This window comes from Nonomuraea sp. NPDC001684, assembly GCF_053596515.1.
Window position 1 is genome coordinate 1 of the sequence record NZ_JBSFGJ010000319.1, and the last position, 10,940, is coordinate 10,940.

The 10,940-nt window shown below is 70.5% G+C and carries 10 protein-coding genes, 1 tRNA gene and 1 pseudogene; 3 read left to right on the forward strand and 9 right to left on the reverse strand.

Annotated elements, in window-relative coordinates:
- The 3 genes and pseudogenes from ACWCSD_RS37380 to ACWCSD_RS37390 all read right to left on the reverse strand — a co-directional run.
- A pseudogene (locus tag ACWCSD_RS37380) lies at positions 1–185 on the reverse strand (ABC transporter substrate-binding protein); the annotation flags it as partial.
- 254 nt (positions 186–439) lie between these two features.
- Positions 440–1,732, reverse strand: coding sequence for an ABC transporter substrate-binding protein (locus ACWCSD_RS37385; RefSeq protein ID WP_358293837.1), 1,293 nt, complete (start codon positions 1,730–1,732; stop codon positions 440–442).
- Between the two features lie 151 nt (positions 1,733–1,883).
- Positions 1,884–2,468: an ANTAR domain-containing response regulator gene (locus ACWCSD_RS37390; protein WP_352327599.1), complete on the reverse strand. Its 585-nt coding sequence runs from the start codon at positions 2,466–2,468 to the stop codon at positions 1,884–1,886.
- Positions 2,469–2,557: 89 nt separating this feature from the next.
- On the opposite strand from ACWCSD_RS37390, the gene ACWCSD_RS37395 reads away from it, so the two are divergent.
- A tRNA-Leu gene (locus tag ACWCSD_RS37395) sits at positions 2,558–2,630 on the forward strand.
- A gap of 98 nt (positions 2,631–2,728) precedes the next feature.
- On the opposite strand, the gene ACWCSD_RS37400 is transcribed toward ACWCSD_RS37395, so the two are convergent.
- Entirely contained in the window at positions 2,729–3,322 is a 594-nt protein-coding gene (locus ACWCSD_RS37400) for a TIGR03086 family metal-binding protein (protein WP_397162112.1), read from the reverse strand.
- Positions 3,323–3,551: 229 nt separating this feature from the next.
- Between ACWCSD_RS37400 and ACWCSD_RS37405 the strand changes: the two genes are divergently transcribed.
- Both ACWCSD_RS37405 and dapD read left to right on the forward strand, forming a co-directional pair.
- Complete coding sequence (locus ACWCSD_RS37405; RefSeq protein ID WP_358293840.1) at positions 3,552–3,974, forward strand: pyridoxamine 5'-phosphate oxidase family protein; 423 nt, start codon at positions 3,552–3,554, stop codon at positions 3,972–3,974.
- 24 nt (positions 3,975–3,998) lie between these two features.
- Positions 3,999–4,961 (forward strand): 2,3,4,5-tetrahydropyridine-2,6-dicarboxylate N-succinyltransferase, encoded by a 963-nt coding sequence (dapD, locus tag ACWCSD_RS37410; RefSeq protein ID WP_397162113.1) that lies wholly within the window; start codon positions 3,999–4,001, stop codon positions 4,959–4,961.
- A 101-nt stretch (positions 4,962–5,062) separates the two neighbouring features.
- Here dapD and pyk read toward each other — a convergent pair whose 3' ends face one another.
- The 5 genes from pyk to ACWCSD_RS37435 all read right to left on the reverse strand — a co-directional run bounded on the left by pyk (position 5,063) and on the right by ACWCSD_RS37435 (position 10,842).
- Positions 5,063–6,493, reverse strand: coding sequence for a pyruvate kinase (gene pyk / locus ACWCSD_RS37415; protein WP_352327603.1), 1,431 nt, complete (start codon positions 6,491–6,493; stop codon positions 5,063–5,065).
- A 35-nt stretch (positions 6,494–6,528) separates the two neighbouring features.
- The gene (locus ACWCSD_RS37420; RefSeq protein WP_449922058.1) at positions 6,529–6,879 is read right to left on the reverse strand and encodes a DUF2784 domain-containing protein; all 351 of its coding nucleotides are present in this window, start codon (positions 6,877–6,879) and stop codon (positions 6,529–6,531) included.
- Entirely contained in the window at positions 6,876–8,582 is a 1,707-nt protein-coding gene (locus tag ACWCSD_RS37425) for a S8 family peptidase (RefSeq protein WP_449922060.1), read from the reverse strand. Before ACWCSD_RS37425 ends, ACWCSD_RS37420 begins: the two co-directional genes overlap by 4 nt.
- A gap of 141 nt (positions 8,583–8,723) precedes the next feature.
- Positions 8,724–10,169, reverse strand: coding sequence for an MDR family MFS transporter (locus ACWCSD_RS37430; RefSeq protein WP_449922062.1), 1,446 nt, complete (start codon positions 10,167–10,169; stop codon positions 8,724–8,726).
- Between the two features lie 91 nt (positions 10,170–10,260).
- Positions 10,261–10,842 (reverse strand): TetR/AcrR family transcriptional regulator, encoded by a 582-nt coding sequence (locus ACWCSD_RS37435; protein WP_387666563.1) that lies wholly within the window; start codon positions 10,840–10,842, stop codon positions 10,261–10,263.
- Positions 10,843–10,940: the final 98 nt, after the last annotated feature.

The window sequence follows — 10,940 nt, forward strand, 5'->3', positions numbered from 1 at the left end:
GTGCCGATCGTGAGCGTGCCGTCGCCCTTGGCCGCCTCCGTCTGGGTGGCCGGGGCCGACGAGGACGGCGCCGCGGACGTGGTCTGCTGCGCGGCCGTGTCGCCACCGCCGCCACAGGCCGTCAGGGCCAGGCTCGCCGCTGCCGCGACGGCCAGGAAGCGCCCTGCTGGAGCAATGCGGATCATAAAAGAGACTCCCCTTATTCCCAGCGGGGGAACGATCTCCCTCGCTGCGTTTTCCGAGCTCAGCATGCCTCTTTGACGGGGAGATGTGGGGATTTCGGGTACTTTTATGCTAATTTGTAATGTCGCAATCACCCTCTGTAATTGCATGTTTCATCAGCGTTACGGCCATGACTCCATATCAACCACCCCAGCCCGAAATTTCGGGACTGGGGTGGTTGTATGGCGGGTTGTCCGGCTTGGGGTGCCGCCAGCGCCTAGCCGGCGATGTTGCCCTTGCGATATTCGAGCGCCTTGGCCGCGTCGTACTTGTTGTCCTTGTCGTACTGGTAGACGCCGATCGTCGCGACCGACGGGTCACCGGCGTCGTTGAAGTCCACCGGGCCGCTCACGCCGTCGTAGTCGATGTCCTTGCCCGCCTTGAGCAGGTCGGCGCACGACTTGAAGTCCTGGCACTTCTCGCCGCCCTTGCTGACCTCGATCAGCTTGGGGGCCAGCGCGGTGCCCGAGTCGTCCTTGGCCGCCTCGGCCGCCAGCGCGATCAGGGTCGTCGCGTCGTACGACTCCGCCGCGTAGGTGTAGTTCGTCAGCTTCGGGTTCACCGTCAGCAGCCGCTTCTGGAACGCCTCCGGGGCCGCGGCGCCCGGGATCGTGCCCTTCACGCCCTTCAGCGTGCCCTTGGGCATCTTGAGGTAGTTGGAGTTCGACATGTTGCCGTCCACCATGTACCACTTGACCTTGTCGGCCGTCAGGCCCTGCTTGACCAGCTCCTGCACGACCTTCGCCGTCTCCTCGAAGCCGATCAGCACGATCGCCTTCGGGTTCTTGGCCTTGACCTTGGCCACGTCCGCGGAGAACTCGGCCGCCTTGGGGTCGTAGTCGACCCGCTCGACCACGCTCGCGCCGGCCTCCTCGGCCGTCTTGGTCACCTGGTCGGCCAGGCCGGAGCCGTAGGAGTCCTGCATCGCCAGGACGGCGACCGTGTCGTTGCCGTCCGCGGCCACCAGGTCGCCCAGCACGCGGCCCTGCAGCTTGTCCGGCGGCGCCGTGCGGAAGTACAGGCCCTGGTCGTTGATCGTGGTGAACTTGTCAGAGGTGTTGGCCGGCGAGAACTGCACCACGCCCGCCCGCGTGATCTTGTCCACGATCGACTCCGACACCGACGAGGACGCCGCGCCGATGATCGCGTCGGCCTTCTGGCCGAGCAGTTTGTCCACCGACTGCGAGGCGATGTTGGTCGTGGTGTCGCCCGAGTCGGTGTCGATCTTCGCCACCGGCTTGCCGAGCACTCCCCCGGCGTCGTTGATCTCCTTGAGCGCCAGGTCGACCCCGGCGAACTCGGGTGGTCCCAGATACGCGAGATTGCCCGTCTGGGGCAGCACGGTGCCGATCGTCAGCGTGCCGTCCCCCTTGACCGCGGCGGCCGAGGATGGTTTCACGGACGCGGCGCCGGTGGCGCCCGTCCCGGCGGTCGTGCCGCCGGTCGAACACGCCGCCAGTGCCAGGCTCGCCGCTGTGGCGACGGCCAGGGCGCGGGAAATGCGGATCATCGAAAGCGTCTCCGTTCGAGATGAGCGGACCTTCCGTCCGCCCATCAGCATGCGCCGGGACGCCTGCGCAGAAAGAAGCCGAAGCCGGTTGGATGCCCAGTCGTGACCGTGCCACAACCCGCGGGGCTAAATCACCTGATATAGGCGCTTTTCATGCCCGCTCGGCCGCGTCGTCTATAACGATCTGAGCAACCTCCCGCATGCTCAGCCGCCGGTCCATCGACGCCTTCTGGATCCACCGGAACGCCTGCGGCTCGGTCCAGCCGTGCTGGGCCATCAACTGGCCCTTGGCCCGCTCGACCAGCTTGCGGGTCTCCAGCCGCTCGGAAAGGCTGGACACCTCCGCGCTGAGCGCCACCATCTCCTCGTGCCTGCTGACCGCCATCTCGATCGCCGGCACCAGATCGGCCTTGGTGAACGGCTTGACCAGGTAGGCCATCGCCCCCGCGTCGCGGGCCCGCTCCACCAGGTCACGCTGGGAGAAGGCGGTGAGGATGAGGCACGGCGCGATCCGGTCGGCCACGATGCGCTCGGCCGCCGAGATGCCGTCGAGCACGGGCATCTTCACGTCGAGGATGACGAGGTCGGGCCGCAGGTCGGCGGCGAGCTGGATCGCCTGCTCCCCGTCACCGGCCTCGCCCACGACGACGTAACCGTCCTCCTGGAGCATCTCCTTGAGGTCGAGGCGGATCAGGGCCTCGTCTTCCGCGATCACTACTCGCCGCTGCGTACTCACGAGCAGAAGAGTACAGACGTCCGGTAGATTAGATCCACGCCGGTGCGGCCTCGGGCATTACGCTGCGAGATCACAAACCGGACGAAGTCGCCCCGGTAGACCAACGGCAGAGTCGATGGCCTCAAAATCCATACAGTGTGGGTTCGAATCCCACCCGGGGCACCGGCCTGACCGCCCGGCTCCCTCATAGGCCGGGCGGTTTTTCGTTCTCCACCCGCTGACTGCCGGATCGACGGGCAGGCCCGAAAACGTTGACCGGGTCAGGGCGTCCAGGAGGGCGAGCGGCCGAGGAGGGCGACCACGCGGTCGAGGGCCGTGGCGGCGCCGCCGGGCTCGACACCGGGCAGGAACGCCTTCCCCGAACCGCGCGACTCCGGCGTGTCGGGCACCTGCGCGGCCAGCGGGAGAGCGGCCGCGGCGAGGTCGTCGTCGATGCCGGGCGGCACGCCGAGCGCCCTGGCGAAGTCCCAGGCGTGCACGACGCAGTCGATGAAGTGGAAGCCGATCGCCATGGCCGCCGGGAACGGGCCGCCGTCGCGGATCTCGGGCAGGAAGAAGGCCCGGTCGAGCACGCCGTCCGCGGCGAAGGCGGCGACGACGGCCTGCGCGGAGGCGGCGTACTCGGCCACGTGGTCCTCGCCCGGGGGGCGCGGCTGCCAGCTCGCCAGTTCCGACCGCGTGCCCGAGGCCGCCAGGGCGAAGCCGTGGTTCTGCACGATCTGGTGTGCCAGCAGGTCGCGGACGGCCCATCCGGCGCAGGGCGTCGGCCGGTCGAGGTCGGCGGGCCTGATCGTGTTCACCAGGTCGACGGTGGCCCGCACCGACCGCCGGTTGAGCTCGATGATGTCTGCCAAGGCGATGTCCCGTCATCGTCGAAGAACCCACCCGGCCGGCCCCGCAGGCCCGCGGGTGGCCAACCTGTCGATGATGGCGGCACCCTCGCGGCGGTGCGAGTGGTTTTCACCGGTGCGGGCGCCGGAGCGATCAAGAGCCGGAGCGGCGGCCGGGCGGGATTTCGCGGGCGGTTCGCCGGGAACAGTCCTCTGTGACGAGTTGCGACGGACGAGACGGGGGTGGCGGGGGATGCCGTTGAGCGTGACCGAGCGGGAGACGTTCCTGGCCGAGCCGCACATCGCGAGCCTGGCGGTGGAGACGGGCGCGGGGCGGTCGCCACTGGCCGTGCCCGTCTGGTACGACTACAGCCCCGGCGGCGAGATCAGGTTCCTGACCGACAGCGAGTCGCGCAAGGCGCGGCTGGTGGCGAAGGCGGGCCGGTTCACGATGCTGGTCCAGCGGGTCAGCCCGACCTACCGGTACGTGTCGGTCGAGGGCCCGGTGGTGCGCTCCGACCCCACGACGATCGAGGAGCTGACCCGCATCGCCGCCCGCTACCTGCCGCAGGAGGCGGTGACGGGGTACGTGCACGGCTCGGACCTGCACGTCCTGGTGACGTTCCGGATGCGGCCCGAGCGGTGGCTGTCGGCGGACCTGGGCTCCTTGGGCTGAGCGGGCGCCCGGTATTTTTGGCTCGTGACTGCAATCGATCCCACCTCGACCGGCGCGTTCGGCGTCGGCCTCGCCACCATCGCCGACGACGGCACCGTTCTCGACACCTGGTTCCCGGCTCCCGAGCTGGGCGAGCCGCCCGCGACGGGCACCGAGCGGATCTCCGCCGAGGAGGCCGGCGAGCTGGCCGCGCTGACCGGCCGCGACGCGGCGCGGGGCGTCGAGGTGGTGGCGGTGCGCACGGGCGTCGCCAAGCTCTCCGAGCCGCCGGTCGACGCGCACGACGTCTACCTGCGGCTCCACCTGCTCTCCCACCGGCTGGTCCGGCCGCACGGCGTGAACCTGGACGGCCAGTTCGGCCTGCTGGCCAACGTGGTGTGGACCAACTTCGGGCCGTGCCCGGTGCCCGGCTTCGAGCGCACCCGGCTGCGCCTGCGGGCCAAGGGCGCGGTGACGGTGTACGGGGTGGACAAGTTCCCGCGGATGGTCGACTACGTGCTGCCGGAGGGCGTGCGGATCGCCGACGCCGACCGGGTGCGGCTGGGCGCCCACCTGGCGTCGGGCACGGTCGTCATGCACGAGGGCTTCGTGAACTTCAACGCCGGCACGGTGGGCACCTCGATGGTCGAGGGGCGCATCTCGGCGGGCGTGGTGGTCGGCGACGGCTCCGACGTCGGCGGCGGCGCCTCGATCATGGGGACGCTGTCGGGCGGCGGCAAGCAGGTCATCTCGATCGGCGAGCGCTGCCTGCTGGGCGCCAACGCGGGCATCGGCATCTCGCTGGGCGACGACTGCGTGGTGGAGGCGGGCCTCTACGTGACCGCGGGCACGCGGGTCACGCTGCCCGACGGCACGGTGGTCAAGGCGGCGGAGCTGTCGGGCTCCAACGGGATCCTGCTGCGCCGCAACTCGCAGTCGGGCGCGGTGGAGGCCCTGCCCCGCACGGGTTCGGGCATCACCCTGAACGCCGCCCTGCACGCCCACTGACCGTCAGGGCCCTCTCCGCCGGCCGTCGCCACGGAGGGGGCCACAGGACGTCCCGGCGCAGGCTCACCCGTCCGGGCGAGCCTGCGCGGAGCGTGGGCGGGTCAGTTCGCGTGGGAGACCGCGGAGCCGATGGTGTGCACCCGCAGCGCGTTGGTGCTGCCCGGCGTGCCGGGAGGCGAGCCGGCCACGATGACCACCTTGTCGCCCTTCTCCAGCCGCCCGAGCGACAGCAGCGACGCCTCCACCTGCCGCACCATGTCGTCGGTGTGGTGCACGAACGGCACGTGGAACGTCTCCACGCCCCACGTCAGCGACAGCTGCCCGCGCACGTGCGGGGCCGAGGTGAAGGCCAGCAGCGGGATCGGCGAGCGGTAGCGGGCCAGGCGGCGGGCGGTCTCGCCGGACATGGTGAACGCGATCAGCGCCTTGGCGCCGACGATCGCGCCGACCTCGGCCGCGGCCCTGGCGATGGCCCCGCCGGTGGTCTCCGGCAGGCGCTCCAGGCTGTGGGTGGCGTGCAGGGACGACTTCTCGGCGGCGCAGGCGATGCGGTCCATCGTCGCGACCGACTCGATCGGGTAGCTGCCGACCGACGTCTCGCCCGACAGCATGACGGCGTCGGCGCCGTCCATGACGGCGTAGGCGACGTCGCTGGCCTCGGCGCGGGTGGGGCGCGGGGCGCTCATCATGGAGTCGAGCATCTGGGTGGCGACGATGACCGGGCGGGCCTTCTCGCGGCACAGCCCGATGATGCGCCGCTGCACGATCGGCACCTGCTCCAGCGGCAGCTCCACGCCGAGGTCGCCGCGGGCGACCATGATGCCGTCGAAGGCCTCGACGATCTCCGGCAGGCGGTCGACGGCCTGCGGCTTCTCGATCTTGGCGAGCAGCGGCAGGCGGACGGCCTCCTGCTCCATGATGTTGCGCACGACGTCGGCGTCGGAGGGACGGCGGACGAAGGACAGCGCGATCATGTCGAAGCCGGTGCGCAGCGCCCAGCGCAGGTCGGCCTCGTCCTTGTCGGTGAGCGCGGGCGCGCTGACGTTGACGCCCGGCAGGTTGAGGCCCTTGTTGTTGGAGATCATGCCGCCGATGACGACGCGGGTGATGACGCGGTCGCCGTCGACGCGGGTGGCCTCCAGGACCAGGCGGCCGTCGTCGACCAGGATCTTGTCGCCGGGACGCACGTCGCCGGGCAGGCCCTTGTAGGTGGTCGAGACCTGCTCGCGGTCTCCGGGCACGTCTTCGGTGGTGATGGTGAAGACGTCGCCGAAGCCGAGGCGCACCGGCCCTTCCTCGAAGGTGCCGACGCGGATCTTGGGGCCCTGCAGGTCGGCGAGCACGCCTACGCCGCGGCCGAGGTCGGCCGCCACCTCCCGGACCCGGTCGTAGACCTCTCTGTGCATGTCATGGTTGCCATGGCTGAGGTTGAACCGTGCCACGTCCATGCCCGCGGAGATCAGCTCGTGGAGGCGTTCTTTGGACGAAGTGGCTGGGCCTAGGGTGCAGACGATTTTCGCGCGACGAGTCACGAGTCCTACCTTAATTGGTACAGACCACTTGGCAGTCACTGACGACGGAGAACGTACCCGGCGTAGGAGAACAACACGAGAACGGCGAGTCCGAGCCGTACCAAGTTCGCGTACTGTTCAGGGTAGACGACACCTTCGAGGTAATGGTCGACGAAGCCGCTCGGCGGCAGGCCCGGCAGCCCTCCCCTGCGCCGCGCCCAGTCCTCGGCGACGGTCAGCGGGCAGTCCACGTGAGTGACGAGAGTCACCACGGCCCAGCCGACGGCCGCGAGGTGAAGGTAGATCGTCCGCCGCCACCGCCAGGCCAGCAACCCGCCCACGGCCACGTAGGCGAGGAAGGCGAAGTGCGTCACCATCACCGCGTCCGCGAGCAGGCGGTACATCATGGCTCTATGGTGGCCGCCTTCCAGGCGTTCACCACGCCGTGCCCGTAGAAGCCGTTCTTGGCCTGGTCGCCCTCGCACTGATGGGTCTCGTTCTCGCCGTACACCTTGTAGACGTAGGCGCGCGGGGTCGGGCAGGCCACGGGCGTCGCGGTCCGGTAGAGCAGGTCCTCGACGGTGGCGGGGTCCATGGACAGGCCGCCGGGGCCGGGCTTGCCGAACCGGCTGATCAGGATGGCCGCGACGCCGGTGGCGTGCGGGGCGGCCATGGAGGTGCCGTCGAGATACTGGTAGTAGGAGCAGGCGCCCTTGTGGCAGTCGCGCACGACGTCGGCGCCCTTGGGCTTGCCGGAGGCGTCGATCCGGCCGCCGGCCTTGAGCACATGCTCGGGGGCGGCGGCCAGGATCGACCGGCTGGCCTGCGCGCCCTTGCCGTCCAGCGCGTCGCCGCCGGGGGCGGCCAGGTCGGTCTGCTCCAGGCCGTAGTCGCTGTAGACGGCCTTGCGTCCGGACGGCCCGACGGCGGAGATCGAGATCACGCCCTTGGACTCGGCAGGCACGTTGACGCACGAGTTGTCTATCTTGCGGGTCTTCTCGTCGCCGCGCGGGTAGCCGGGGCTCTGCTTGTCGGCCGTGGGGTGCCCGAGGTCGGTGGAGCCGTTGCCGAGGGCCGAGATGAGCGTGACGCCCCTGCCGCGGGCGTAGTCGAGGGCGCGCTGCATGCCGACGACGACGGCCCGCTGTTCGAGCTGCTCCTTCTTGGTGTCGGCCGGGTTGGCGGCGCAGTTGAACAGCCAGGGGTCGACGTAGTAGCTCATGTTGACGACGTCCACGCCGATGTCGGCGGCGTAGGTGAGGGCGTCGAGGCTGGGCTTGAGGAAGAAGAAGCCGGAGTCCTGGCCGGCCCTGATGCTGACGATCCGCACGTCCGGGGCGACGCCGGCGATGCCGATGCCGTTGATCGGGGAGGCGATGGTGCTGGCAACGTGGGTGCCGTGGCCGTCGTCGTCCTCGTCCACGGGGTCCTTGCAGGAGGGGACCTCGCAGGGGCCGTCCAGGGTCTCGCCGCGCTCGTCCTTGGGCTTGTCGGTGACGAAGTTGCGGCTCAGCTCGCGGTCGAAGTTGGGCGCGATGTCGGGGTGCTTGCCGTCGACGCCGGTGTCGATGACGCCGACCAGCACCTTCTTGTCGCCGGGGGCCTTGGCGTTGGCCCGGTCGGCGCCGATCATCTTCATGTCCCACTGCAGGTGGGCCAGGGGCTCCTGGGCCAGGCCCTTCCCGGCAATGGATCCGGCGTCGGGGAAGCCCCTGCCCGCGGGGCGGGCGGCGCGGGAGGAGGTGGAGCCGATGACGCGGCGGTCGGGTGAGACGCCGACGACGGCCGGGTCGGCGCCGACGCTCTCGGCGAAACCGTCGCCGCCGCCCTGGGTGAGCACGTAGCCGAGCTTGCCGTCCTCCTCGACGACCGTGCCGCCGGCGCGCTTGACGGCCGCCAGGGCCTGGCCCTGCTTGCCGTCGGCGTAGAAGACCAGGTTCTGGTTCTGGCCGGTGCGGGAGGTCGCGCCGGACTGCGTGGGCTGCGCGGAGCTGGTGGGGCCGTCCTGCGCGGGCTCCTCGGGGGTGGCCCGGTCGCCCGCGGCGGCCGAGCACGCGGTCAGCGCGGCGGCGACGGCCAGCGCCGTCAGGCCAGAGGCGACTCGCCGCATTGCTCCCCCATCCACCGACTGTCGCAGAATCTGCATCTTCCCGACACTCAACGGCTGATGCAACTTAGGTGTGAAATTTCGGCAGATGGGGGGTGACGCGGGCTCTGGGGTGGTTTCGTGTGGAGCCCGCGTCGTACGGGGTCAGGCGTCGCGGTGCAGGCGCACGTTCGGCAGGCAGGCCAGCAGCACGACCCCGACCAGCATGACCGGCGTGATCCACGCGAAGACCCCGGTGACCGCCTCGGCGAACGCCGGCCGTACGGACTCGGGCACCGCACCCGCGCCCCCCGAGACCAGGGCCGCCTGCCCCAGCCTGCCGCTGAAGACGCCCCCGAGCACGGCCACCCCCACGGCGCCGCCCACGTTCCTGGCGAAGGACACCACCGACGTGGCCGCGCCCCGGTCGGCGGCGGGCGCGCTGACCTGGACGGCCAGCATCAGGTTCTGCAGCACCATGCCGAGCCCGACCCCGAACAGCACCATGTACAGCCCGGACGTGACCGCCCCGGTCCCCAGCCCCATGGTCGAGAACAGGAACGCGGCCACCGTCGCCAGCGCCGCCCCGGTCACCACGACCCACTTGTACGTCCCCAGCCGGGTCACCAGCCGCCCCGCGACGGCCGAGGCGGCGATCATGCCCGCCATCAGGGGAAGCAGCAGCAGCCCCGAGTTCGACGCGCTGGCCCCGGCGGCCAGTTGCAGATAGAGCGGGAGGAAGGTGGCGGCCCCCACCATCCCGGTGGCCATCAGCACGATGGTCGCCGTGGCGATCGTGAGCGTGCGGTCGCGGAACAGCCCGAGCGGCAGCACCGGCTCCTGCGCCCTCCGCTCCACCAGCACGAACAGCCCCGCCAGCACGACCGCCCCCACGCCCAGCCCGACGACGACCGGCGAGGTCCACGCGTACGTCGTCCCGCCCCACGAGGCGAACAGCGTCAGGCAGGTCAGCACCCCGGAGATCAGCGCGGCCCCCGGCCAGTCGATCCGGTGCGGCGAGCTGCGCCGCGGCAGCCGGAGCACGGCGAACGCGACCGCCAGCGCGACCGCACCGAGCGGCAGGTTGATGTAGAAGATCCAGCGCCAGGAGACGTGCTCGGTGAGGTAGCCGCCGATGACCGGCCCGAGGACGGCGGCCACGCCGATCACCGCCCCGAACAGCCCCTGGAACTTGGCGCGCTCGCGCGGGGTGGCGATGTCGGCCGAGATCGCCAGGGTCAGCACCATCAGGCCGCCGGCGCCGATGCCCTGGAAGGCGCGGAAGGCGATGAGCTGGGCCATCGTCTGGGCGAGTCCGCACAGGGCCGAGCCGGCGAGGAACAGGGCGATGGCCGACAGGTACAGGCGGCGGCGGCCGTACATGTCGCTGAGCTTGCCGTAGAGGGGCGCGACGATGCCGGAGGTCAGGGAGAAGGCCGTGACCAGCCACGACACGTTCTCCAGGCCGTTCAGCTCGGCCACGATGGTGGGGGTGGCGGTGGCCACCACCGTCTGGTCGACGGCGGCCAGGAACAGGCACAGCAGGAGCGAGCCCATGCTGAGCAGGAGGCCGCGCCGCGGTGGGGCCTCCTGGGCGATTGTCGATACCATTCAGTTGTCTCCTTGCTTCTTTCGCGAGGGCAGGAGGAATCCGCGGCGGTCGGGGGTGCCACCCCGATCGCCGCTTTGTTTTTCGGAGGTGTCAGAGTCCGCGTTCGAGCAGTGCGAACGCCTCGTCGAGCAGTTCTTCGACCGGCTCGTCCGTGGCCGCCGACTCCTGGATGGCCGAGATCATCGCGCCGAACGTCGTGATGAGCAGCATCCGGGCGTGGATGCCGCCGGTCACTCCGGGCCTGGCCCGCACGGCGCCGAGGACCGTCTCCATGATCTGGGTCTGGTCGGCGGCGCGCGCCCTGGCGGCCAGTTCGGGGTAACGGTTGTTGAGCTCCATGAACGGCTGCATGGTGTCCCAGACCGGGCGCACGCGCACGGCGAGCTCCCGGGCCACCGTCTTGAGCGACAGGAAGGCGGGCTCGTCGGCCGGCCGGTCGGCGAGCAGGGCGACGATGTCGTCCGGCCGCCAGATCGGCTCCATGACGAGCGCCTCCTCCTTGGAGGCGAAGTAGTTGAAGAACGTGCGGGGCGAGATGTCGGCCGCCGCGCTGACGGCCTCGACGGTCACGGCGTCGAGGCCCTCGTCGAGCGCCAGCCGCACCGCGGCCAGCCGGATGGCCTGCCGCTTCTCGGCCCGGCGGCGCTCACGGCGCTGTTCCGGACTCTCCATGCGTTGCACTCTACGCAGAATTTGCACAGCCTGCAAGACTTGCAGACTGTGCAAATGACGAAGGGCCCCGGAGCCGTCCGGCTCCGGGGCCCTTCGCG

Bases quoted from the DNA above. Each gene is read 5' to 3' on its own strand.
- ACWCSD_RS37420 (WP_449922058.1), bottom strand. From the start codon at position 6,879: ATGATGTACCGCCTGCTCGCGGACGCGGTGATGGTGACGCACTTCGCC.
- ACWCSD_RS37430 (WP_449922062.1), bottom strand. From the start codon at position 10,169: ATGGTATCGACAATCGCCCAGGAGGCCCCACCGCGGCGCGGCCTCCTG.
- ACWCSD_RS37385 (WP_358293837.1), bottom strand. From the start codon at position 1,732: ATGATCCGCATTTCCCGCGCCCTGGCCGTCGCCACAGCGGCGAGCCTG.
- ACWCSD_RS37405 (WP_358293840.1), top strand. From the start codon at position 3,552: ATGCCGTTGAGCGTGACCGAGCGGGAGACGTTCCTGGCCGAGCCGCAC.
- ACWCSD_RS37435 (WP_387666563.1), bottom strand. From the start codon at position 10,842: ATGGAGAGTCCGGAACAGCGCCGTGAGCGCCGCCGGGCCGAGAAGCGG.
- ACWCSD_RS37425 (WP_449922060.1), bottom strand. From the start codon at position 8,582: ATGCGGCGAGTCGCCTCTGGCCTGACGGCGCTGGCCGTCGCCGCCGCG.